The organism is Mesorhizobium sp. B2-2-3 (assembly GCF_006442405.1).
Classification (GTDB): Bacteria; Pseudomonadota; Alphaproteobacteria; order Rhizobiales; family Rhizobiaceae; genus Mesorhizobium.
In genome coordinates this window covers 150,784-172,265 of record NZ_VFWC01000007.1, presented here as the reverse complement: position 1 = coordinate 172,265, position 21,482 = coordinate 150,784, and the positions used below count along the sequence as shown (strand labels likewise).

The following is a 21,482-nucleotide window of genomic DNA, read 5'->3' as shown; positions in this document are numbered from 1 at the left end:
CGGAAAGGATTCAGGCTTTTTCGTGATCCCGGCTGGAGCTTACCCTATATTTCGCCGGCATCACGATCATGTTTGGAAACAAGCGTTAATCGTTGGGTCGAATGCCATCGATCCGGACCACGAATACTGTCGGGTGGTCGATGGGCTTGATGCGCAGGCCAGCTGTGGCTGAGGCAGTCAGGAGTGCGTCGAGGTGGCTAAGGCGAATAGGCTCTGCGGCGGAAACCAAGACTTCCCCACCCAGGCACAGGACGAGGGTCGCTCTGCTTTCAATCCCGATTTCCAAAGGGTTCGACATTACGAGGCGTTCGACGGAATGCCTCATGCGGCCACGCCGGGTCATCACGTTGAGATCGGTGATCGGACCGGCGATCAGTTCGGCACTGGTCGGCCGGTCGGCTGGAAAGGAAAACGGCGCTGAAGCGGCGGTCAGGCACGCCGGCGGCTCGCCGGCGACATCAAGAATGATCCCCTCGCCTTCCAATACCGACAGGGTGCGGTCAATGCCGGCAAAGCTGGAGAACGGCCCGCTGCCTTCGACGCGGGCCATCGAGACACGCCAATCGAAGGTGTCGAGCCCGGCATCGGCCGGCGAGACGGCGATTTCCGTCGTCACGCCGCCGCCGTTCTTCCACGGCATCGATTTGTATCCGGCTGCCCGCAGGACGCGCATCGGCCGGCCCGTTAGCCCAGAATGCCGGGCAAATTGAGCTGATGCTCCCTGGCGCAATCGATGGCGATGTCGTAGCCGGCGTCGGCGTGCCTCATGACGCCGGTCGCCGGATCATTCCACAGCACCCGCTCCAGGCGCCTGGCGGCCTCAGCCGTACCGTCGGCGACGATGACCATGCCGGCATGCTGGGAAAAGCCCATGCCGACACCGCCGCCATGGTGCAGCGACACCCAGGTGGCGCCCGACGCCGTGTTGAGCAAGGCGTTGAGCAGCGGCCAGTCGGACACCGCGTCCGAGCCGTCCTTCATCGCCTCCGTCTCGCGGTTTGGCGACGCGACCGAGCCGGAATCGAGATGGTCGCGGCCAATGACGACAGGCGCCTTGAGTTCGCCTCTGGCGACCATCTCGTTGAAGGCCAGGCCCAGCCGGTGGCGGTCGCCGAGGCCGACCCAGCAGATGCGCGCCGGCAAGCCCTGGAAAGCGATGCGCTCGCGCGCCATGTCCAGCCAATTGTGCAGATGCGTGTTGCCGAGCGTCAGTTCGCGCACCTTGGCGTCGGTCTTGTAGATGTCCTCCGGATCGCCGGAAAGGGCCGCCCAGCGGAAGGGGCCGATGCCGCGGCAGAACAGCGGCCGGATATAGGCCGGCACGAAGCCTGGGAAGGCAAAGGCGTTCTCGAAGCCTTCTTCCTTGGCGACCTGGCGGATGTTGTTGCCGTAGTCGAGCGTCGGCACGCCGGCGTTCCAGAAGGCCACCATCGCCTCGACATGCTCGCGCATCGAGGCGCGGGCGGCTTTCTCGACTGCTTTCGGGTCGGACGTGCGCTTCTCGCGCCACTCGGCCAGCGTCCAGCCCTTGGGCAGATAGCCGTTCAACGGATCGTGCGCCGAAGTCTGGTCTGTGACCATGTCGGGGCGCACGCCGCGCCGCACCAGTTCCGGCACGATATCGGCGGTGTTGCCGACCAGGCCGACCGATTTCGCCTCGCCTGCCCTGGTCCAGCGCGCGATCTTCTCCAGCGCCTCATCAAGCGTATCAGCCCGCTCGTCGACATAGCGGGTGCGCAGCCGGAAATCGATGCGGTCGGGATCGCATTCGACGGCCAGGCAGCAGGCGCCGGCCATGACGGCCGCGAGAGGCTGGGCGCCCCCCATGCCGCCGAGGCCGCCAGTCAGGATCCATTTGCCCCTGAGATCGCCGCCATAGTGCTGGCGTCCGGCTTCGACGAAGGTCTCGTAGGTGCCCTGCACGATGCCTTGCGTGCCGATATAGATCCACGAGCCGGCCGTCATCTGGCCGTACATCATCAGGCCTTTCCTATCGAGCTCGTTGAATTTCTCCCAGGTCGCCCAATGCGGCACCAGATTGGAGTTGGCGATCAAAACGCGCGGCGCGTCGGGATGAGTGCGGAAGACGCCGACCGGCTTGCCGGACTGCACCAGCAGCGTCTCGTCCTCGCCAAGCGTCTTCAGCGAAGCGGCGATGCGGTCGAAATCGTTCCAGGTGCGCGCCGCCCGGCCGATGCCGCCATAGACGACCAGTTCGTTGGGATTTTCGGCGACATCGGGATCGAGATTGTTCATCAGCATGCGCAGCGGCGCTTCGGTCGTCCAATACCTGGCATTGAGCTTGTCGCCGCGGGGGCTGCGCACTTCGCGGATGTTGTGGCGAGGATCGGTCATGTCGTCACTTCCCTTTCAGATGAGTGCGGCGAGGCGTCAGCTCTCGACCCACGAAATCGCGGTCTCGAGGATGGATGTCAGCGTGGCGCGGATCGGCGCGGCGAAGGCGGCGTCGTAAGGCACCGGCCAGTTGTCGGGCGCGCCCTTGCCTTCGGGCTCTCGCATGTAGCCGCGGTTGGACAGTTCCATCTGCAGCGCATGGACGCCGTTTTGCGGCTGGCCGAAATGGCGCGTGATCCACCCGCCCTTGAAGCGGCCATTGACCACGAAGGTCTCGCCGGTCTCGGCCAGGATCCCGGCGACCTTTTCCTGCAGCGCCGGATCCGTGCTCTTGCCGTCATTGGTGCCGAGATTGAAGACCGGCAGCGTGCCATCGAACAGGCGCGGCAGCACAGAGCGGATCGAGTGGCAGTCATAGAGGACGATTTTGCCATGCAATCCGCGCAGCCGGTCGACCTCGGCCTGGAGCGCGGCATGATAGGGCATGAAGAATTTTCGGCGGCGCTCGTCGATTTCCGACGGCCCCGGTTCCTCGCCTGTACGGTAGAGCGGATCGCCGTCGAAGGTTTCGGTCGGGCACAGCCCGGTCGTCGCCTGACCAGGGTAGAGCGAGGCGCCTGACGGATCGCGATTGACGTCGATGACGGTGCGCGAGATGGCGGTGTGCACGACGGTGGCGCCAAGACCTGCGGCGAAATCATAGAGCTTGTCGATCCACCAGTCGCAGTCGCGCTGGCCAAGCCAGCTCGAGACCAGCCGGTTGTCGAGACCGGCGAGATCGATGCCGGTGTGCGGCATGGAAACCAGCAGCGGCGCGGTGCCTTGTTTTACCGTCAGCCAAGGAGGTGTCATGCGAGGCCTCCGCAGGTTGGAGCTCTACGGCTGGGATGAGAAGGAACGTAACCTACCATGCCAAGCATTCTCATGAGGCAATTCCCGGCAGCGCCACCGCGCTCGCCGCCTTCATCGCTGCACCGCTGCGCACCATGGCGATGGCTTTCTCCATGTCGGGATGGAAATGCCGGTCGTTGTCGAGATGCGGCACCTCCGCCCTGACCAATTTGCGCACCGCTTCGAGTGCGGTGCTGGAAGCGAGCGGCGCGTGGAAATCGCAGCCCTGGGTCGCGGCCAGCAACTCGATGCCGATGACGGCCGTGGCGTTCTCGACCATGCCGATCAGCCGGCGCGCACCATGTGCGGCCATCGAGACGTGATCCTCCTGGTTGGCCGAGGTCGGGATCGAATCGACGCTTGCTGGATAGGCCTTCTGCTTGTTTTCGGAAACCAGCGCTGCCGCCGTCACCTGCGGGATCATGAAGCCGGAATTCAGGCCGGGCTTCGGCGTCAAAAAGGCGGGCATGCCCGACAGCGCAGGGTCGACCAGCATGGCGATGCGGCGCTCCGACAGCGAGCCGATCTCGCAGACGGCGAGTGCGATCATGTCGGCAGCGAAAGCCACCGGCTCGGCATGGAAATTGCCGCCCGACAAGGCGGTGTCGTCCTCGGCGAAGATCAAGGGATTGTCGGTGACGCCATTGGCTTCCGTGCCGAGCGTGTCGGCCGCCTTGCGCAACACGTCCAGAGCGGCCCCCATCACCTGCGGCTGGCAGCGCAGGCAATAGGGATCCTGCACGCGCTCGTCGCCGACGCGGTGGGATTCGCGGATGGCGCTGCCGGCCATCAGACTGCGCAGCGCATTCGCCGTCTCGATCTGGCCGCGATGCTTCCTCAAGAGATGGATGCGCGGATCGAAGGGGGCGTCCGAGCCCCTGGCGGCGTCGGTGGACAGTGCACCCGCGACCAGTGCCGACTGGTAGAGAACTTCGGCCTCGAACAAGCCCGCCAGCGCGTAGGCGGTCGAGAACTGCGTGCCGTTAAGCAGCGCCAGCCCTTCCTTGGCGCCAAGGATGACAGGCTCCAGCCCATGCGAGACGAAGGCGACCTTGGCCGGGAAGCGGCCATGCGGCGTGAAGCATTCGCCGACGCCGATCATCACGGCCGTCATGTGTGACAGCGGCGCGAGGTCGCCGGAGGCGCCGACCGAACCTTGCGCCGGCACCACCGGGATGACATCGTTGGCCAGCATCGCTTCCAGCAGCTCGATGGTGCGCGACCGCACGCCGGAGGCGCCCTGCGCCAGGCTGGCAAGCTTCAAGGCCATCATCAGCCTGCAAACAGCGACCGGCATCGGCTCGCCGACGCCGGCGGCGTGCGAGAGCACGATGTTACGCTGAAGCGTTTCGAGATCCTGGGCAGGAATGCGGACGCTGGCCAGTTTGCCGAAACCGGTGTTGATGCCATAGACCGGCTCGCCCTTGGCGACGATGCGTGCGACAGCCTCCGCACTCGCCTTGATCTTTGGCCGGCAGGCATCGTCGAGCCTGGGCACGGCGCCGCGATAGATGGCGCGCCAGTCGGCCAGGGTCACGTTGCCGGGTTTCAGTACGAGTTCGGTCATTGTCCTCTCCAGATGCGCGCGTGCAAGGGGTTGAAGCCCATGCGGTAGACGAGTTCGGCAGGGCGCTCGATGCTCCAGATCGCTAGATCGGCGGATTTGCCCGCCTCCAGCGTGCCGGTCTGTCCGAGCAGACCCAGTGCGCGGGCGGCTTCGCGGGTCACGCCCGCGAGGCATTCATCGACCGTCATGTCGAACAAGGTCGCCGCCATGTTCATGGTCAGCAGCAACGACGTCAGCGGCGAGGTGCCGGGATTGTTGTCGGTGGCGACGGCCATCCTGACGTCATGCCTGCGGAATAATTCGATCGGAGGTTTCTTTGTCTCGCGAATAAAATAGTAAGCGCCGGGCAGGATCGTCGCCACGCTGCCCGATGCAGCCATTGCCGCCGCGCCTGCCTCATCGGTATATTCGAGATGGTCGGCCGACAGCGCGCCATAGCGCGCGGCAAGCTCGGCGCCATGCAGGTTCGACAATTGGTCGGCATGGAGCTTTACCGGCAGGCCAAGCGCCTTTGCGGCTTCGAAGACCCGTGCCATCTGCTCGACCGAAAACGCGATGCCTTCGCAGAAACCATCGACGGCGTCGGCAAGCCCGTCGGCAGCGATGGCCGGCAGGATCGTGGCGGTGATGAGATCGATGAAGGCGTCCTTGTCGCCCTTGGCTTCCGGCGGCAAGGCATGGGCGCCGAGAAAGGTCGTGCGGATCGTCACCGGGCGCTCGGCGCCCAAACGGCGCGCCGCGCGCAGCGACTTTTTCTCGTTTTCCAGGTCAAGGCCATAGCCGGACTTGACCTCGACGGTGGTAGCGCCCTCCGCGATCAGCGCATCCAGACGCGGCAGTGTCTGAGCGACCAGTTCGTCCTCACCCGCGGCACGCAAGGCCCTGACCGACGAGACGATGCCGCCGCCGGCCCTGGCGACCTCCTCATAGGTGGCGCCGGCCAGCCGCATCTCGAACTCGTTGGCGCGGTCGCCGGCGTGGACGAGATGGGTGTGGCAGTCGATCAGGCCGGGCGTGATCCAGCGACCCTCGCAATCGACAATCTCGGCATACCGCTCGAACGCCGCCGGAATATCGGCTTCGGCTCCGGCATAGACGATGATGCCGTCACGCGCGGCGACGGCGCCCTTTTCGACGACGCCCTGCCCTGCCGCACCTTCGGCAAAAGTCGCAAGGCGCGCATTGCGCCATATGCGAACCGCCGCCGTCCGGCTCCTGCTTTCTCCAGCCATCATATTTTCCCTTTGAAAGGATGGCGGTTATGTATATACATATTAAAAAGCACCGCAAGTGCTATTGTCATCATAAGCCAGGATTCGGAGAACAACGTGACGGCGATCTTTGCGGAACAGGCGCTTCTGCCGGAAGGCTGGCGAAGCAATGTGCGCATCGCCCTGGGCGGAGGCCGCGTTGCGGCAATCGACGCCGGGGTTGCGCCGAACACCGGCGACGAGCGCCACGCCATCGTCCTGCCGGGCATGCCCAACCTGCATAGCCACGCGTTCCAGCGCGGCATGGCCGGACTTGCCGAGTTGCGCGGCCCGTCGGCCGACAGTTTCTGGAGTTGGCGCGAGGTGATGTACCGTTTCGCGCTGTCGATGACGCCCGACCAGGTCGAGGCGGTAGCCGCCCAGCTCTATGTCGAGATGCTGGAGGCCGGCTTTTCGCGTGTGGGCGAATTTCATTATCTGCATCACGACCGCGACGGAAAGCCCTACGCCAACATTGCCGAAATGGCCGAGCGCATCGCGGCCGCCGCCGCAGAAACCGGCATAGGCTTGACGCTGCTGCCGGTCTTCTATGCACACTCTTCTTTCGGCGGCGCGGCTCCCAACGAAGGTCAGCGCAGATTTCTCAATGATGTTAACCGGTTCTCACGCCTGGTTGAGAAAAGTCGCGAATGCGTTCGCACCTTGAATCAAGCGGTCATCGGCGTCGCCCCCCATAGTTTGCGTGCGGCGACGGTCGAGGAGTTGCGACAAGTCGCTGCGATGACGCCGGAGGGACCGATCCACATCCACGTCGCGGAACAAGTGAAGGAGGTCGAGGACTGCATCGCCTGGTCGGGCGCGCGTCCAGTCGAGTTTCTGCTTGGCCATGCCAATGTCGACCGGCGCTGGTGCCTGATCCATGCCACCCATATGACCGATACCGAGACCATGGCGATGGCAAAAAGCGGCGCGATCGCGGGGCTGTGCCCGATCACCGAAGCCAATCTCGGCGATGGCATTTTTGCGGCGCCGCTGTTCGCGCAACATGGCGGCCGCTTCGGCGTCGGCTCCGATTCCAACGTGCTGATCGGGCTGCCGGACGAACTTCGGCAACTCGAATATTCGCAGCGTCTTGCCCACCGCGCCCGCAACGTGCTGGCGGTCGCCGGCGGCTCGACCGGCCGCGCGCTGTTCGACGCAGCGCTTGACGGCGGCAGCGTCGCCCTTGGCGCCGGCGCCTCGCGGATCGCCATTGGCGCATCCGCCGACCTCGTATCGCTCGACCACAGCCAGGCTTCGCTTGCCGGCAAGACCGGAGACGCGATCCTCGACGCCTGGATCTTCGCCAACGGCACCAAGGTCGATTGCGTCTGGGTGCACGGCCAAAAGCAAGTCAGCGGCGGCAGGCACGCCAGGCGCGACGCCATCGCGGCGTGTTTCCGCAATGTCATGACCGCGCTTTCGGCAGGCTGATCAGAGACAGCCCATGAGCATGGTGGCGACAGCGGAGACGGAGGGCGGCGAGACGGTGTCGCTGCATCAGCGCATCCTGTCGGACATAAGCGAGAAAATCCTGTCCGGCGCCTGGGCGCCGGGGCATCGCATCCCGTTCGAGCACGAGCTGACGGCCGAATATGATTGCTCGCGCATGACGGTGAACAAGGCGCTGTCGCAGCTTGCCAAGTCAGGACTGATCGAACGCCGCCGGCGCTCAGGCAGCTTCGTGCGTCAGCCGCAATCGCAAGCGGCGGTGCTGGAAATCCATGACATCAGGATCGAGGTCGAAGCGCTCGGGCTGCCCTATCGCTATGAGCGGCTGGCGCGCCTGAAGCGGCGCAGCAGCGCGCAAGACCGGTCGCTGCTCGGGCTTTCTGCCTCGGGTTGGGTACTATCGCTGGAATGCCTGCATTTCGCCGGAGAACGGCCGTTCGCGCTCGAAGAGCGGCTGATCAATCTCTCCGCCGTCAAGGAAGCCGGCGAGGAAGAGTTCCTGGATATTGCGCCGGGCCCGTGGCTGATCGGCCGTGTGCCGTGGAGCGAGGCCGAGCATCGCATTCGTGCTGTTGCCGCCGACGAGCGTGTTGCCGATGCCCTCGACATCGGCCTTGGTGCGGCCTGTCTTGTGGTCGAGCGCCGAACATGGAGCGCCGAGCACCCGGTCACCCATGTGCGCTTCACCTATGCAGCCGAGAGCCACACGTTGGTGGCAAGATTCACGCCGTCACACGGATAGCATCTCTTCCCTTCTCCCCTTTTTGCCTCGCAAGGAAGGGGAGAAGGGAAAGCGCAGCGCCTCAGATCGCCGCGGTGATAATGATCTCGACCAGATATTCCGGACCGGCGAGCTTGGCTTCGCCGGTGGCGCGTGCGGGTGTGTGGCCCTGCGGCACCCACTTGTCCCATTCCGAGTTCATCTCGGCGAAGGTGCCCATGTCGGCCAGCCAGATGATCGCCTGGACGATCTTGGTCTTGTCGGTGCCGGCCTTGGCCAGCAATTCGTCGATCGTCGCCAGAATATCGCGAGTCTGCGAGGCGACATTGCCGCCCGGCTCTCCGACCTGGCCGGCCAGATAGACGGTATTGCCGTGAATGACGATCTGGCTCATGCGCGGGCCAACATCGATGCGACGAATGCTCATGGGAGGTTTCCTTCCTTTGTGGTCGCGCCTCTTTAGAGTTGGCACCGGCTTCGGGCAAGGCCGAGCGTTCCAAATCCCCTTGGACCAGCGGCGCCGGAGAGTCACGGCAAGTTGAGCCGGCAGCCACAATTCCGCTCGATTGGCTTGTTGACTAATGTAATAACATCACATATCCAATCGGCGCTGCCCGGCAGCCGCACTACCGCCCCACGGACCGTCAAATGACCGAAACCTGCCTGACATTCCGTGACCTGACGCTTGGCTATAACAGCCATCCGGCGATCCATCATCTGGACGGCATCATACGCAAAGGCTCGCTGACCGCCGTCGTTGGCGCCAATGGTTCGGGCAAGTCGACGTTGATGAAGGGTATCGTCGGCGTGCTGAAGCCGATGGCCGGCGCTGTGACGCGGGCGCCTGGGGTGCGCGCCGCCTATCTGCCGCAGCAGTCGGAACTCGACCGCAGCTTTCCGGCCCGGGTCGTCGATCTGGTCTCGCTCGGCCTGTGGCCGAAACGCGGGCTGCTCGGCCGCCATACCAAGGAGGATCGCCAATCCGTCAGCGAGGCGTTGATGGCGGTCGGCCTTGGCGGCTTCGAGACCCGCCCGATCGACACGCTGTCGGGCGGCCAGTTGCAGCGCACCTTGTTTGCCCGCGTGCTGTTGCAGGATGCGGATCTAATCCTGCTCGACGAGCCGTTCAACGCCGTCGATGCAAAGACGATGGGCGATCTTATTGCGCTGATCAAGCGCTGGCATGGCGAGGAACGCACAATCATGGTCGTCGTCCACGACCTCGACCTTGTCCGGCAGAATTTTCCCGAAACGCTGCTGCTGGCCCGCCAGCCTGTCGCCTGGGGCGAGACGAAGGAGACGCTGCGGCCTGAGAATCTCCTGCGGGCCAGGCGCTTCCATGAAGCGTGGGAAGAGAACGCGCCATGGTGCGAGCCGGGCGGACCCGATCATGACCATGACGGACATGATCACAATCATGATGAGCCTGCCCATGCACAGGATCGTCACCACCATCATGGCGCCGGACCAAGGGCTGCATGATGAACGTCTTCTACGAACTCTTCATCGCGCCTTTCGCCGATTTCGCCTTCATGCAGCGGGCGCTGTTCGGCTCGTTGATGCTGTCGCTCGGCGCCTGTCCGGTCGGCGTGTTCCTGATGTTGCGGCGCATGAGCCTCTCGGGTGACGCCATGGCGCACGCGATCCTGCCGGGCGCCGCCGCCGGCTTCCTGCTTTACGGGCTGGAAATCCTGCCGATGACCATTGGCGGCCTGATCGCCGGCATCGTCGTTGCACTCGGCGCGGGCGCCGTCTCGCGATTCACCATCCAGCGCGAAGACGCCTCGATGGCCGCCTTCTACCTGATTTCGCTCGCCGTCGGCGTGCTGATGGTTTCGGTCCGTGGCTCCAGCGTCGACCTCATGCATGTGCTGTTCGGTACGGTGCTGGCGCTCAACGATGAAGCGCTGACGCTGATCGGCGGCATCGTGCTGGTGACGCTTGCCAGTCTCGCCGTCTTCTGGCGGGCCTTGGTCGCCGAATGCCTCGACCCGCTGTTCCTGCGCTCGGTCAGCCGGTGGGGCAGTCCGGTGCATTTCATTTTCCTCGGCCTCGTCGTGCTCAACCTCGTTGGCGGCTTCCAGGCGCTGGGCACGCTTCTGTCGGTCGGACTGATGATGCTGCCGGCCGCCGCGGCCCGTTTCTGGACCGTGCGCGTCGAACCGATGTGCGTGCTGGCCGTGCTGATCGGCTTTGCCTCCTGCATCGCCGGACTGCTTCTGTCCTACCACGCCTCGCTGCCCTCAGGCCCGGCGATCATCCTGTCGGCAGGCGTCGTCTATTTCGCCTCGATCCTGTTCGGCACACGCGGCGCGCTGCGCGCCCGCATCATCCATCACCGTCATCGGACGGCCTGATCCACCCCAGCCTCCAAGGAGACCGCCCATGTTGAAATCGATCCGCGCCGCCCTTACGATGAGCGTTATAACATTAACTGCTCTCGACGCGTCGTCGGCCTTTGCGGCGCCCTTGAAAGTGGTCGCAAGTTTTACCGTCATTGCTGATTTCGCCAGGAATGTTGGCGGCGACCGCGTCAACATCACCACCATCGTGGGACCCGACGGCGATGCGCATGTCTACGAGCCGAGCCCGGCTGATGCGGTAGCCATGGCGGGCGCCGATCTGGTGCTGGTCAACGGCCTGCATTTCGAGGGCTTTCTACAGCGGCTGGTCGATGCCAGCGCCACTAAGGCCTCGATCGTCACCCTGACCAAGGGCGTGGCGGCGATCGACTTCAAACCGGAATTCGCCGATGCGGACGCGGCGGAGGGCGCGGGTACCGGCGCCGGCAAGACGGTCACCGACCCACATGCCTTCCAGTCGATCGCCAACGCCAAGATCTATGTGAAGAACATTGCCGAAGCGTTCTGCGCGGCCGACAATGATGGCTGCGTCAGCTACCAGACCAACGCCGCGGCTTACACAAAGAAGCTCGACGCGCTCGAAAGCGAGGTGAAGGCGGCGATCCAGTCCATCCCCGAGGCAAAACGCGTTGTCATCACCTCGCATGACGCGTTCGGCTATTTCGAGCACGAATACGGCCTGACCTTCCTAGCGCCGGAGGGCGTCTCGACGGATTCCGAACCGTCGGCCGCCGACGTCGCCAAGCTGGTCGAGCAGGTCAAGCAGGACAAAGCGGCGGCGATCTTCGTCGAGAACATCACCAATCCGCGCCTGATCGAGCAGATCGCCAGCGAGACCGGCATCAAGGTCGGCGGCACGCTCTATTCCGACGCGCTGTCGCAGCCCGAAGGCCCGGCCTCGACCTATGTCGACATGATGCACAACAACATCACGCAGATCAAAGGCGCGATCCTCGGCAGTTGAGCCGCTCCGACCCAACCGGGCCCTCGCGGCCCGGTTGGATTTTCCGGTCAGCACTCGCTATTTGGCAGAGAAATCCCTCGGCGTGGATTGCCGGCCGTGCCGGGGAGTGGCAAGACTGCCCAACCAGATTGCGAGGACACCACAATGGAATACCGCGAGATCAGCGAGGACTATTCGGTCTCGGGCCAGATCCAGCCCGAGGACGTCGCCGCCATCAAGGCAGCAGGCTTCAAGAGCGTGATCTGCAACCGGCCGGACGACGAGCAGCCCGGCCAGCCTTCGGCCGACACGCTCAAGGCCGCAGTCGAGGCTGCCGGGCTTGCCTTCCGCTACATCCCCGTCATCAGCGGCCAGATCACGGCGGAGAATGTCGAGGACCAGGGACAAGCGCTCGACGAGTTGGAAGGCCCGGTGTTCGCCTACTGCCGTTCCGGCGCCCGCTGCACCAATCTCTATGGGCTGATTCAGCAGTCGAAGGGTTAGATTGGCAGCGCGCCCGTCTCCTTGAGCGTCTCGAGCACAATCGCCGTCTTGACGTGCTGCACAGATTCGTGGGGCAAGAGCACGCCATTGACGAACTCCGACAATGATTTCAGGTCGGGCGTAACCACCTTCAGGATATAATCCATTTCGCCGGTCAGCGCGTGCGCCTCCTGCACTTCGGGCAGCCGCGCCACCAGTTCGCCGAAGCGCCGCGCATTGTCGCGGTTGTGAGTGGCCAAGGTCACCGAGATGACGTTGACCAGCGAAAAGCCCAGCCGGTCGCGGTCAAGCACGGCGCGATAGCCCTTGATATAGCCGTCCTCCTCAAGCCGCTGGCGGCGGCGCGAGCATTGCGAGGCCGAGAGGTTCACCCGCTCCGAAAGGTCGTTGTTGGTGAGCCGTGCGTCACACTGCAACAGCGCCAATATCTTGCGATCAAACTGATCAAGACGCGCATCATTCATGATACTTCCAAAAACCATGCACATTTCATGCATCAGATAAACATTTCAAGCGTTTGAATGCAAGCACCGTGCGACCTGCCCGCGCTATGATGAGTTGAGATGGCCCATCCAGGCCAAGCCAGCTTCCGGAGGATTATCATGGGTCCCTTCCCGCACGACGCCCCGCCCGCCAAGATCAGCAAGACCAACCCTGCCGGCACCGACGGTTTCGAGTTCGTCGAATTCGCGCATCCGGAGCCGCGGAAGCTGGCCGAGTTGTTCACCCGCATGGGCTACGTAGCCGTGGCCAGGCATCGCACCAAGGACATCACTGTCTGGCGGCAAGGCGACATCAACTATGTCGTCAACGCCGAGCCCAGCTCGCATGCGATGAAGTTCGTCGACAAGCATGGCCCATGCGCCTCCTCGATGGCGTGGCGGGTCGTGGACGCCAAGCATGCCTTCGAACACGCGGTATCGAAAGGAGCCACGCCTTACGAAGGCGCCGACAAGACGCTTGACGTGCCGGCGATCGTTGGCATCGGCGGCTCGCTGCTCTACTTCATCGAAACCTATGGCGAGAGGGGTTCGGCCTATGATGCCGAATTCGAATGGCTGGGCAAACGCGACCCCAGGCCGGAAGGCGTCGGCTTCTATTTCCTCGACCACCTCACGCATAATGTCTACCGCGGCAACATGGACAAATGGTGGGATTTCTACCGCGACCTGTTTGGCTTCAAGCAGATCCATTTCTTCGACATCGACGGCAAGATCACCGGGCTGGTCAGCCGGGCGATCACCTCGCCCTGCGGCAAGATCCGCATTCCGCTCAACGAGTCCAAGGACGACACCAGCCAGATCGCCGAATATCTGAAGAAGTACAATGGCGAGGGCATCCAGCACATAGCGGTGGGCACCGACGCGATCTACGAGGCCACCGACAAGCTTGCCGCCAATGGGCTGAAATTCATGCCCGGCCCGCCGGAGACCTATTACGAGATGTCGCATGCACGCGTGAACGGCCATGACGAGCCGATCGAGCGCATGAAGAAGCATGGCATTTTGATCGACGGTGAAGGCGTGGTCGACGGCGGCACGACGAAGATCCTCTTGCAGATCTTCTCCAAGACCGTGATCGGACCGATCTTCTTCGAATTCATCCAGCGCAAAGGCGACGAAGGCTTTGGCGAAGGCAATTTCCGCGCACTGTTCGAATCGATCGAGCAGGACCAGATCAAGCGCGGCGTGATCAAGGTGCAGGCCGCTGAGTAGATCGATCCCGACCAGGCGGCTTGCGGTTCGATAAATTATGACCTAAATTATGGTCACAAAGGATCGAGCCATGAATGTTTCCATCGCCGAGGCCAAGGCCAAATTGTCGGAACTCGTCAGCCGCGCGGAAGCCGGTGAAGAGATTGTACTCACGCGCCACGGCAAGGTGGCTGCGCGTATCGTGCCTCCGGCAGCGGCGGAACCCTTGCCGCGTATCGGCGCGTTGAAAGGCAAGATCTGGATTGCGGACGATTTTGACGAACTCGGCCCCGAATGGGACGAGTACGTCAAATGATGATCGGCCCGTTTCTCGCCGATACACATATCATCCTTTGGTCGATTTCGGACGATCGACGTCTCAGCAAGCACTACCGCGCCATCCTGGCTTCGGAAGCGGTGGTGTTCGCCAGCGCGGCAAGCGTCTGGGAAATTGCCATCAAGCGCTCAATCAGAAAACTCGATGCGCCGGATGATCTGCCAACACTGCTTCCAAGGATGCAATTTCAGCCGCTCGCCGTCACCTTCCAGCATGCGAACGCTGTCGCTGGCCTACCCCACCACCATGGCGATCCATTCGACAGACTACTGATTGCGCAGGCGCAAACGGACAAACTAACCATCATGACATCCGACCCGCATTTCGCCCGCTACGACGTCGCCCTGACATAAGCAGTGGTCTCACAAACCCAGCCGTCCAACCTCCTCCTGCCTCAGCTTCAAATCATAATCGAGCAGGAACTCGTCGAGTTGCGGCGGCGCGACCGACGTGCCGGACAGCATCGCGTGCACCTGGCCGCGATGGTGGATGTCATGCAGGAAAACATGGGCGAGGATATCGCCGATCTTTTCCGGGATCATGCCGTCTCCACGCCGGTCAGTGATGACATGGCGGTCGAGGTCGGCTTCCAACAAGGCATCGCAGAAGGTGATCAGCCTGCGGTCGAACTTGATCTGGGCCACTGACAAGTCGGCTGCGCTATCGAACGGCACGAAATCATCGTACACTGCGGCGCCGATACCGCCCTGCTCCAGAAAATCGAGATAGAGAAGATCGACCGCAAGGATGTGGTTGAGCGTCGCCCTTATCGAAGGGAAGAAGCTGATGCGATTGGCTTCGAATTCACCAGGCCCCAGCATAAGCACGGCGCGGTAGAGCCGGTCGTTCGACCAGCGATTGTTGCGGGCCATGCGGCGCAGATGATCAAGCAGGTTCATCCTTCAACTTCTTGCGCTCTCACCCTTCATATTTCTCGACCGTCTGCTCGATGGCGCCGAAGATCGAATGCCCGGCCTTATCCTTCATCTCTATGCGCACCGTGTCGCCGAAATGCAGGAACGGCGTCTTCGGCTCGCCTGTCTCGATGGTCTCGATCATGCGCAGTTCGGCGATGCAGGAATAGCCCGCGCCGCCGGCCGAGACAGGTTTGCCAGGCTCACCGCCGAGCTTGTTGGAGACGGTGCCGGAGCCGATGATGGTGCCGGCCGCCAGCGGCCGTGTTTTCGCCGCGTACACGATGAGCGCGGGGAAATCGAACGTCATGTCGACGCCGGCATTCGCCCGGCCGAAAGGTTTGCCGTTGAGGTCGGCAAGCAGCGGCAGGCTGACCTTGCCGCCATCCCAGGCCTCGCCCAACTCGTCCGGCGTCACCGCGACCGGCGAGAAGGCCGAGGACGGCTTGGATTGAAAGAAGCCGAACCCCTTGGCGAGTTCCGGTCCGGTAATGGCACGCAGCGTCACGTCGTTGACCAGCATCACCAGGCGAATCGCCTCCCGCGCTTTTTCAAGGCCAGCGCCCATCGGCACATCATCGACAACGACCGCGACTTCCGCCTCCATGTCGATGCCAAAGGCCTCGTCGGCCATGCGGATCGGGTCTCGCGGCGGGATGAAGCTGTCGGAGCCGCCCTGATAGATCAGCGGGTCGGTCCAGAAGCTTGCCGGCATTTCGGCGCCGCGTGCTTTTCGCACCAGCTCGACATGGTTCACATAGGCCGAACCGTCAGCCCATTGATAGGCGCGCGGCAGCGGCGAATGGGCATTATGTTCGTGAAAGCGCGCCGACGGCACCGCATTGCTCTCGAGCGACTCCGCCATTGCGGCCAAATGCGGCGAAATCCGCCGCCAATCGTCGAGCGCCGCCTGCAGCGTCGGCACCAGGAAGGAGGCATCAGTGAAGCGTGTAAGATCGCGCGAGACGACGACGAGCTTTCCGTCGCGCATCCCGTTCTTCAATGTGGCAAGCTTCATGCGGTTTCCTCTCCTGACGCGGCCTTGCGCCGCAAGGCCCACAACAAGGCTGTTATGGGCAATCGTCAAGCCGCCGGCTCAACTTTCCTGAAGGCAGTTTTCCGGCGGCAGCGATCCTTCAGGACCAATCGCCCTCGGGCGTGCCATTGAAGCGCTTCTTCAGATCGGCCCAGCAGTCGATGTAATTGTCCTGCCTGGTGTCGAGTTCGGCAGCGTAGCGGGTCAGCATCTGCGGGAACCGGGTCTCGAACATGAAGGCCATGGTGTTGTCGAGCTTGACCGGTTTCAGATCCGCGCGCGAGGCCTTTTCGAAGCCAGGTGCATCCGGGCCATGGGCCAGCATCAGATTGTGCAGACTGATGCCGCCGGGAACGAACCCTTCTTCCTTGGCGTCGTACTGGCCGTGAATCAGCCCCATGAACTCGCTCATGATGTTGCGGTGATACCAGGGCGGGCGGAACGTATCCTCCGCCACCAGCCAGCGCGGCGGAAAGATGACGAAATCGATGTTGGCGGTGCCCTCCTCGCCGCTCGGCGCCGTCAGCACCGTGAAAATCGACGGATCGGGGTGGTCAAAGAGGATCGCACCAACCGGCGAAAACGCCGCCAGATCATATTTATAGGGTGCATAGTTGCCGTGCCACGCCACCACATCGAGGGGCGAATGGCCGATTTCCGTGACATGAAAATGTCCGCACCATTTGACGATCAGCCGGCAGGGCGTCTCCTTCTCCTCAAACCAGGCGCAGGGCGTCTTGAAATCGCGCGGATTGGCCAGGCAGTTGGCGCCGATCGGGCCGCGGTCGGGCATCGTCAGCTTGGCGCCGTAGTTCTCGCAGACATAGCCGCGCACTTCGGCATCGACCAGTTCGACCTTGAAGACGAGGCCGCGCGGCAGGACCGCGATCTCGCCGGGCCTGAGCTCGATGACTCCCATCTCGGTGACGAAGCGCAAGGCGCCCACCTGCGGCACCACCAGCAACTCGCCGTCGGCGTTGAAGAAATGGTCGTCGACCATCGACCTGTTGGCGACATAGACATGCGCCGCCATGCCGGTCTGCCCAAGCACGTCGCCGGCGGTGGTGATCGAGCGCATGCCGGCGATGAAGTCGGTCGGCTCCTTCGGCATCGGCACCGGGCTCCAGCGATACTGGCCGAGCGCCAGCTCATGATCGCCGACATTGGGCGCACTTTTCCAGAAGGGATAGCTCACCGACTTGAAGCGCCCGGTATGTCTGACGCTCGGCCTGATGCGGTAAAGCCAGGAGCGCTCATTGGTGCCGCGCGGCGCGGTGAAGGGCGAACCGGAGAGCTGCTCGGCATAGAGGCCGTAGGCCGGCCGCTGCGGTGAATTACGCCCGTGCGGCAGCGAACCCGGCAGGCTTTCGGTTTCGAAATCGTTACCGAAACCCGGCATGTAGGAAAAGGCCATCGCTTCCTCCTCGCGAATGCTTGACCAAATTGGTTTCATTTGTAACCATCCAAAATGTAACTATCAATGCCGTGCGCGGGCATTTCTCGATGGCTGGTCATGGAATCCGAAATCCTGGAACTCGAAAGCTTTCTGCCCTACCGGCTGTATCGGCTGGCCGATGCGCTGAGCCGCGAATTCTCTCGGATCTACAAGGAGCGTCACGGCCTCACACGGCCGGAATGGCGTACGCTTTCGGGGCTTGGCCAGCGCGGCACAATGACCGCGACGGAACTCGGCGCGCAGTCGGCGATGCACAAGACAAAGGTTTCGCGTGCCGTGGCGGAGCTCGAGCGTCGCCGCTGGCTAATCCGAACCACTGACGAGAACGATCGCCGCGTCGAGCACCTGGCGCTGACCAGAGCCGGACTTGCGGCCTATAGCGAGATGGTGCCACTGGCGAAGGCTTTCGAACGGGAGCTGCTGGCCCAGCTGAGCGCCGACCAGCAAGCCTCCATCGTCAAAGGCGTTGCGTCATTGGAAAGCGCGTTGGGTCTGAGATAGCGGCTATCGGCAGATAGAATATGAGACGGTGGCTCGACGCGACAGCGCCTTGAAGCAGAGACTGTCTGGCGGTCATTTTCGATCGCTGCTTGCTCGGTGGCGGATTTTCAGCGCTGTATGTCAGCCAGTGATCATCGACGGGCGAATTGGGGGGAAGGATGAAGTCGCTGCTCGCGAGGCCGGTGGCCGTGGTCGTCTTGCTGTTTGCCAGAGTCATCACCGCTGTGCGGCCGTTTTGGCATGAAGGCAGATTGCCTCGGCGTCGCTCGATCTTCTTTGCCAATCATTCCAGCCATGGCGATTTCATCCTGATCTGGGCTGTTCTGCCGCCGCGCCTGCGTCGGCGGGTGCGTCCCGTAGCGGGTGCCGACTACTGGCTGAAATCAAAAGTCCGAGCCTTCATCGGCCGCGACGTTTTCAATGCCGTCCTGATCGAGCGCAATCGCAATGGACGCACGATGGATCCCGTCGAGAGCATGGGGGAGGCGATGAGAGAAGGCTCTTCGCTCATTCTCTTCCCGGAAGGCACGCGCAACCAATCCGACGCGTCCTTGCAGCCATTCAAGTCCGGGCTGTTCCATTTGGCGGCATCGCACCCGGATTTCGAGTTGGTGCCGGTATGGATCGCCAATCTCAACCGGGTGATGCCGAAAGGGGAATTCGTGCCTATCCCGCTGATCTGCACGGTGACGTTCGGCGAGGCAATGCACCTGGCTGACGGCGAGAGCAAGGAGATGTTCCTCGAGCGGGCACGTGGGGCGCTGCTGGCGCTGGCACCGAAAAAGGCAGCGGAATGAGCTTAACCCAATTCGATATGATGGTTCTCGTGCTCGGCGTCTGCGGGATCCTGCTCGTGGCCTCTTTCGTGGGGCATATCCTGGAGCGACGGCTGTCGCCGGAAGGCTCCAACCCAGCCATCGAGAACCTCAACGCCCGTATCAATGCCTGGTGGGTAATGGCGATCCTCATCGCCATAGCATTCATCGCCGGGCGGATCGGCGTCCTGCTTCTCTTCGGCTTCTGTTCCTTCGCGGCACTTCGCGAATTCGTGACGCTGACCAACACCCGGCGTGCCGACCACTGGGCGCTGGCCACGGCGTTTTTCGTCGTGCTGCCGGTACAGTATGTGCTGCTCTGGATCGAGGACTACGAGATCTTTTCTGTTTTCATCCCGGTCTACGCCTTCCTGTTGATGCCCATCATCTCGGCCATACGGGGCGACACCCAGCACTTCCTCGTTCGAATTGCCGAGGTGCAATGGGCGCTGATGATCTGCGTTTTCTGCGCCTCCCACGTCCCGGCTCTTCTGACGTTGCATATTCCCGGCTACGAGGGCCGCAATGTGCTTCTGATAGCCTTTCTTGTCATCGTCGTGCAATTGAGCGACGTACTGCAATATATCTGGGGAAAGGCGATCGGGCATACGAAGATCGCACCAAAGCTTTCGCCGTCCAAGACGCTTGAAGGTTTCCTCGGAGGCGTTGCAAGCGCCAGCCTCATCGGCGCTGGCCTGTGGTGGATCACGCCATTCTCTCCGCTTCAGGCGGGCGCGATGGCCTTCCTGATCACGCTGATGGGTTTTTTCGGCGGCCTTGTGATGTCCGCCATCAAACGTGACCGCGGCGTGAAGGATTGGGGCCATCTGATCGACGGCCACGGCGGCCTGATAGATCGGCTGGATTCGGTGGTTTTCTCCGCTCCGATCTTCTTCCATCTCACGCGTTATTTCTGGTCGCCGGGATGAGGCAGTGATGAACACGGGCGATCGCAGACCACTTGCAAGCCGCGACACGCGCTGGGCACAAGCGACGGCCAGACGTCTCGCCGCACTCTCCGTGACCCCCAACCAGATTTCGCAGGCCAGTATCCTCGCCGGCGCCCTGGCAGGCACGGCCTTCTGGCTTGGCGGGCAGAGCGGCGGCACTTCTCGTTTGCTGCTGTTGCTGGGCGCGGCGCTGTTTTGCCAACTGCGGCTGCTGTGCAATCTGTTCGATGGCATAGTCGCCGTCGAGGGCGGCAAGGCGTCGGCCGACGGGCCGTTCTGGAACGAGTTCCCGGACAGGCTCGCCGATATCGCCATCATGGCCGGCATAGGTTACGGCATCGGCATGCCTGGCCTTGGCTGGGCAGCGGCCTGTTTTTCGGTTCTCACCGCCTATGTGCGGGAATTGGGGCGGGCCAACGAGACGCCGAGTGATTTCACCGGACCGATGGCCAAGCCACATCGCATGGCAGTCGCAACCGTCGCGGCACTGCTATCTACCGGAGAATTCCTTTGGAATGGCCACAACGAAGTCTTGACGCTTGCGCTCGCCGCCATTGCCATCGGCGCCGCCGCAACTGCGTTGCGGCGCGCCTGGCGACAGGTGCGATGGCTGAAAACCAGGCGACCCTAGCATCGCCTGCCTCGAAGCCTGAGACTCCCGGCGCATCGATTACCAGTCCATCACCACCTTGCCCGAACTGCCGCTGCGCATCGCGTCGAATCCAACCTGGAAATCATCGATGCCGATGCGGTGCGTGATCAGGCCTGAGACGTCGAGCGGGCCCTGGACCAGCGCGATCATCTTGTACCAGGTCTCGAACATCTCGCGGCCATAGATGCCCTTGAGATGCAGCATCTTGAAGATGACCTTATTCCAGTCGATCTCGAACCCGGTCGGCGCAATGCCGAGGATGGCGATCTTGCCGCCATTGTTCATGGTGTCGATCATGTCGCGGAAGGCGGGGGCTGCCCCCGACATTTCCAGGCCGACATCAAAACCCTCCGTCATGCCGAGCGCCGGCATCACGTCGCTCAGTTTTTCCTTGGAGGCGTCGACGACGTGCTGGACGCCAAGCTTGCGCGCAAGATCCAGCCGAACCGGATTGATATCGGTGATAACGACCTTCCTGGCGCCGACGCATTGCGCCACCAGCGCGCCCATGATGCCGATCGGTCCGGCGCCGGTGACCAGCACGTCCTCGCCGACCAGATCAAATGACAATGCGGTGTGAACCGCATTGCCCAGGGGATCGAAGATCGCGGCGATCTCGTCCGGCACATCGTCGGGGATCGGCACGACATTGTGCTGTGGGATCGCCAGGTACTCGCCGAAGGCGCCCGGGCGATTGACGCCGACGCCGAGCGTGTTGCGGCACAGATGCCCCCTGCCCGCGCGGCAGTTGCGGCAATGTCCGCAGACGATGTGGCCTTCGCCCGACACGCGTTGGCCGACCTTGTATTCGGTGACCGCGGCGCCGAAATCCGCGACGGTGCCGACGAATTCATGGCCGGTCACCATCGGCACGGGCACCGTCTTCTGCGCCCACTGGTCCCAATTGTAGATGTGGACGTCGGTGCCGCAGATCGCGGTCTTCTTCACCTTGATCAGGACGTCGTTGGGGCCGATTTCCGGCACCGGCACCTCTTCCATCCAGATGCCCGGCTCGGCCTTGGCCTTCACCAGCGCCTTCATCATGTTCGACATTCTTTTGTCCCTTGAATCTCTTGATCCG

Annotated in this window: 24 protein-coding genes; 13 read left to right on the top strand and 11 right to left on the bottom strand. The window is 62.8% G+C overall.

Annotation, left to right across the window (positions count from 1 at the left end):
* Nucleotides 1-85: 85 nt before the first annotated feature.
* From FJ951_RS15030 to hutI, 5 genes are all read right to left on the bottom strand, one after another.
* Nucleotides 86-673 (bottom strand): HutD family protein, encoded by a 588-nt coding sequence (locus FJ951_RS15030; protein ID WP_140515625.1) that lies wholly within the window; start codon nt 671-673, stop codon nt 86-88.
* Nucleotides 674-684: 11 nt separating this feature from the next.
* A complete protein-coding gene (gene hutU, locus FJ951_RS15025) occupies nt 685-2,355 on the bottom strand; it encodes a urocanate hydratase (protein ID WP_140515623.1) in 1,671 nt (556 codons plus the stop codon).
* Between the two features lie 36 nt (nt 2,356-2,391).
* On the bottom strand, nt 2,392-3,207 hold the full coding sequence (hutG, locus tag FJ951_RS15020) for an N-formylglutamate deformylase (protein ID WP_140515621.1): 816 nt from the start codon (nt 3,205-3,207) through the stop codon (nt 2,392-2,394).
* Between the two features lie 70 nt (nt 3,208-3,277).
* Nucleotides 3,278-4,813: a histidine ammonia-lyase gene (gene hutH, locus FJ951_RS15015; protein WP_140515619.1), complete on the bottom strand. Its 1,536-nt coding sequence runs from the start codon at nt 4,811-4,813 to the stop codon at nt 3,278-3,280.
* The gene (gene hutI / locus FJ951_RS15010; RefSeq protein WP_140515617.1) at nt 4,810-6,045 is read right to left on the bottom strand and encodes an imidazolonepropionase; all 1,236 of its coding nucleotides are present in this window, start codon (nt 6,043-6,045) and stop codon (nt 4,810-4,812) included. The genes hutH and hutI overlap by 4 nt, the downstream gene beginning before the upstream one ends.
* A gap of 96 nt (nt 6,046-6,141) precedes the next feature.
* Here hutI and FJ951_RS15005 point away from each other — a divergent pair, with 96 nt between their 5' ends.
* Both FJ951_RS15005 and hutC read left to right on the top strand, forming a co-directional pair.
* Nucleotides 6,142-7,497, top strand: a complete 1,356-nt coding sequence (locus tag FJ951_RS15005; RefSeq protein ID WP_140515615.1) for a formimidoylglutamate deiminase — start codon at nt 6,142-6,144, stop codon at nt 7,495-7,497.
* Nucleotides 7,498-7,510: 13 nt separating this feature from the next.
* On the top strand, nt 7,511-8,257 hold the full coding sequence (gene hutC / locus FJ951_RS15000; protein WP_140515613.1) for a histidine utilization repressor: 747 nt from the start codon (nt 7,511-7,513) through the stop codon (nt 8,255-8,257).
* Nucleotides 8,258-8,318: 61 nt separating this feature from the next.
* Here hutC and FJ951_RS14995 read toward each other — a convergent pair whose 3' ends face one another.
* Nucleotides 8,319-8,663 (bottom strand): RidA family protein, encoded by a 345-nt coding sequence (locus FJ951_RS14995; RefSeq protein ID WP_056562755.1) that lies wholly within the window; start codon nt 8,661-8,663, stop codon nt 8,319-8,321.
* 221 nt (nt 8,664-8,884) lie between these two features.
* Here FJ951_RS14995 and aztA point away from each other — a divergent pair, with 221 nt between their 5' ends.
* From aztA to FJ951_RS14975, 4 genes are all read left to right on the top strand, one after another.
* Complete coding sequence (gene aztA / locus FJ951_RS14990; protein WP_140494152.1) at nt 8,885-9,718, top strand: zinc ABC transporter ATP-binding protein AztA; 834 nt, start codon at nt 8,885-8,887, stop codon at nt 9,716-9,718.
* Nucleotides 9,718-10,593 carry a zinc ABC transporter permease AztB gene (gene aztB, locus FJ951_RS14985; protein ID WP_140515812.1) on the top strand — a complete coding sequence of 292 codons (876 nt, stop codon included), beginning with the start codon at nt 9,718-9,720 and terminating at the stop codon, nt 10,591-10,593. Before aztA ends, aztB begins: the two co-directional genes overlap by 1 nt.
* A 28-nt stretch (nt 10,594-10,621) precedes the next feature.
* On the top strand, nt 10,622-11,563 hold the full coding sequence (gene aztC / locus FJ951_RS14980; RefSeq protein ID WP_140515611.1) for a zinc ABC transporter substrate-binding protein AztC: 942 nt from the start codon (nt 10,622-10,624) through the stop codon (nt 11,561-11,563).
* A 144-nt stretch (nt 11,564-11,707) separates the two neighbouring features.
* On the top strand, nt 11,708-12,046 hold the full coding sequence (locus FJ951_RS14975) for a TIGR01244 family sulfur transferase (protein ID WP_140494156.1): 339 nt from the start codon (nt 11,708-11,710) through the stop codon (nt 12,044-12,046).
* Here the strand turns inward: FJ951_RS14975 and FJ951_RS14970 are convergent.
* Nucleotides 12,043-12,510 carry an Lrp/AsnC family transcriptional regulator gene (locus tag FJ951_RS14970; protein ID WP_140515609.1) on the bottom strand — a complete coding sequence of 156 codons (468 nt, stop codon included), beginning with the start codon at nt 12,508-12,510 and terminating at the stop codon, nt 12,043-12,045. The genes FJ951_RS14975 and FJ951_RS14970 overlap by 4 nt on opposite strands.
* Nucleotides 12,511-12,648: 138 nt before the next feature.
* Here FJ951_RS14970 and hppD point away from each other — a divergent pair, with 138 nt between their 5' ends.
* From hppD to FJ951_RS14955, 3 genes are all read left to right on the top strand, one after another.
* Nucleotides 12,649-13,761, top strand: a complete 1,113-nt coding sequence (gene hppD / locus FJ951_RS14965; RefSeq protein WP_140515607.1) for a 4-hydroxyphenylpyruvate dioxygenase — start codon at nt 12,649-12,651, stop codon at nt 13,759-13,761.
* A gap of 70 nt (nt 13,762-13,831) precedes the next feature.
* Entirely contained in the window at nt 13,832-14,056 is a 225-nt protein-coding gene (locus FJ951_RS14960) for a type II toxin-antitoxin system prevent-host-death family antitoxin (RefSeq protein WP_023813589.1), read from the top strand.
* Nucleotides 14,053-14,430, top strand: a complete 378-nt coding sequence (locus FJ951_RS14955; RefSeq protein WP_140515605.1) for a type II toxin-antitoxin system VapC family toxin — start codon at nt 14,053-14,055, stop codon at nt 14,428-14,430. The genes FJ951_RS14960 and FJ951_RS14955 overlap by 4 nt, the downstream gene beginning before the upstream one ends.
* 9 nt (nt 14,431-14,439) lie before the next feature.
* Here FJ951_RS14955 and FJ951_RS14950 read toward each other — a convergent pair whose 3' ends face one another.
* From FJ951_RS14950 to hmgA, 3 genes are all read right to left on the bottom strand, one after another.
* A complete protein-coding gene (locus FJ951_RS14950; RefSeq protein ID WP_140515603.1) occupies nt 14,440-14,976 on the bottom strand; it encodes a DinB family protein in 537 nt (178 codons plus the stop codon).
* A gap of 19 nt (nt 14,977-14,995) precedes the next feature.
* Nucleotides 14,996-16,009, bottom strand: coding sequence for a fumarylacetoacetate hydrolase family protein (locus tag FJ951_RS14945; protein ID WP_140515601.1), 1,014 nt, complete (start codon nt 16,007-16,009; stop codon nt 14,996-14,998).
* Nucleotides 16,010-16,127: 118 nt separating this feature from the next.
* Nucleotides 16,128-17,441, bottom strand: a complete 1,314-nt coding sequence (gene hmgA, locus FJ951_RS14940) for a homogentisate 1,2-dioxygenase (protein WP_140515599.1) — start codon at nt 17,439-17,441, stop codon at nt 16,128-16,130.
* Nucleotides 17,442-17,540: 99 nt separating this feature from the next.
* Here hmgA and FJ951_RS14935 point away from each other — a divergent pair, with 99 nt between their 5' ends.
* The 4 genes from FJ951_RS14935 (at nt 17,541) to FJ951_RS14920 (ending at nt 20,380) form a co-directional block, all read left to right on the top strand.
* Nucleotides 17,541-17,984 carry a MarR family transcriptional regulator gene (locus FJ951_RS14935; protein WP_140494170.1) on the top strand — a complete coding sequence of 148 codons (444 nt, stop codon included), beginning with the start codon at nt 17,541-17,543 and terminating at the stop codon, nt 17,982-17,984.
* Nucleotides 17,985-18,142: 158 nt separating this feature from the next.
* Complete coding sequence (locus FJ951_RS14930; protein WP_140515597.1) at nt 18,143-18,781, top strand: lysophospholipid acyltransferase family protein; 639 nt, start codon at nt 18,143-18,145, stop codon at nt 18,779-18,781.
* Complete coding sequence (locus FJ951_RS14925; protein ID WP_140515595.1) at nt 18,778-19,728, top strand: phosphatidate cytidylyltransferase; 951 nt, start codon at nt 18,778-18,780, stop codon at nt 19,726-19,728. The genes FJ951_RS14930 and FJ951_RS14925 overlap by 4 nt, the downstream gene beginning before the upstream one ends.
* Before the next feature lie 4 nt (nt 19,729-19,732).
* Nucleotides 19,733-20,380, top strand: a complete 648-nt coding sequence (locus tag FJ951_RS14920; RefSeq protein ID WP_181172241.1) for a CDP-alcohol phosphatidyltransferase family protein — start codon at nt 19,733-19,735, stop codon at nt 20,378-20,380.
* Nucleotides 20,381-20,419: 39 nt separating this feature from the next.
* Here FJ951_RS14920 and tdh read toward each other — a convergent pair whose 3' ends face one another.
* Nucleotides 20,420-21,454, bottom strand: coding sequence for an L-threonine 3-dehydrogenase (gene tdh, locus FJ951_RS14915; protein WP_140494176.1), 1,035 nt, complete (start codon nt 21,452-21,454; stop codon nt 20,420-20,422).
* Nucleotides 21,455-21,482: the final 28 nt, after the last annotated feature.

Coding starts and splice junctions, on each gene's coding strand:
- FJ951_RS15030 (WP_140515625.1), bottom strand. CDS start 673: ATGCGCGTCCTGCGGGCAGCCGGATACAAATCGATGCCGTGGAAGAAC.
- hutU (WP_140515623.1), bottom strand. CDS start 2,355: ATGACCGATCCTCGCCACAACATCCGCGAAGTGCGCAGCCCCCGCGGC.
- hutG (WP_140515621.1), bottom strand. CDS start 3,207: ATGACACCTCCTTGGCTGACGGTAAAACAAGGCACCGCGCCGCTGCTG.
- hutH (WP_140515619.1), bottom strand. CDS start 4,813: ATGACCGAACTCGTACTGAAACCCGGCAACGTGACCCTGGCCGACTGG.
- hutI (WP_140515617.1), bottom strand. CDS start 6,045: ATGGCTGGAGAAAGCAGGAGCCGGACGGCGGCGGTTCGCATATGGCGC.
- hutC (WP_140515613.1), top strand. CDS start 7,511: ATGAGCATGGTGGCGACAGCGGAGACGGAGGGCGGCGAGACGGTGTCG.
- FJ951_RS14995 (WP_056562755.1), bottom strand. CDS start 8,663: ATGAGCATTCGTCGCATCGATGTTGGCCCGCGCATGAGCCAGATCGTC.
- aztA (WP_140494152.1), top strand. CDS start 8,885: ATGACCGAAACCTGCCTGACATTCCGTGACCTGACGCTTGGCTATAAC.
- aztB (WP_140515812.1), top strand. CDS start 9,718: ATGAACGTCTTCTACGAACTCTTCATCGCGCCTTTCGCCGATTTCGCC.
- aztC (WP_140515611.1), top strand. CDS start 10,622: ATGTTGAAATCGATCCGCGCCGCCCTTACGATGAGCGTTATAACATTA.
- FJ951_RS14975 (WP_140494156.1), top strand. CDS start 11,708: ATGGAATACCGCGAGATCAGCGAGGACTATTCGGTCTCGGGCCAGATC.
- FJ951_RS14970 (WP_140515609.1), bottom strand. CDS start 12,510: ATGAATGATGCGCGTCTTGATCAGTTTGATCGCAAGATATTGGCGCTG.
- hppD (WP_140515607.1), top strand. CDS start 12,649: ATGGGTCCCTTCCCGCACGACGCCCCGCCCGCCAAGATCAGCAAGACC.
- FJ951_RS14960 (WP_023813589.1), top strand. CDS start 13,832: ATGAATGTTTCCATCGCCGAGGCCAAGGCCAAATTGTCGGAACTCGTC.
- FJ951_RS14955 (WP_140515605.1), top strand. CDS start 14,053: ATGATGATCGGCCCGTTTCTCGCCGATACACATATCATCCTTTGGTCG.
- FJ951_RS14950 (WP_140515603.1), bottom strand. CDS start 14,976: ATGAACCTGCTTGATCATCTGCGCCGCATGGCCCGCAACAATCGCTGG.
- FJ951_RS14945 (WP_140515601.1), bottom strand. CDS start 16,009: ATGAAGCTTGCCACATTGAAGAACGGGATGCGCGACGGAAAGCTCGTC.
- hmgA (WP_140515599.1), bottom strand. CDS start 17,441: ATGGCCTTTTCCTACATGCCGGGTTTCGGTAACGATTTCGAAACCGAA.
- FJ951_RS14935 (WP_140494170.1), top strand. CDS start 17,541: ATGGAATCCGAAATCCTGGAACTCGAAAGCTTTCTGCCCTACCGGCTG.
- FJ951_RS14930 (WP_140515597.1), top strand. CDS start 18,143: ATGAAGTCGCTGCTCGCGAGGCCGGTGGCCGTGGTCGTCTTGCTGTTT.
- FJ951_RS14925 (WP_140515595.1), top strand. CDS start 18,778: ATGAGCTTAACCCAATTCGATATGATGGTTCTCGTGCTCGGCGTCTGC.
- tdh (WP_140494176.1), bottom strand. CDS start 21,454: ATGTCGAACATGATGAAGGCGCTGGTGAAGGCCAAGGCCGAGCCGGGC.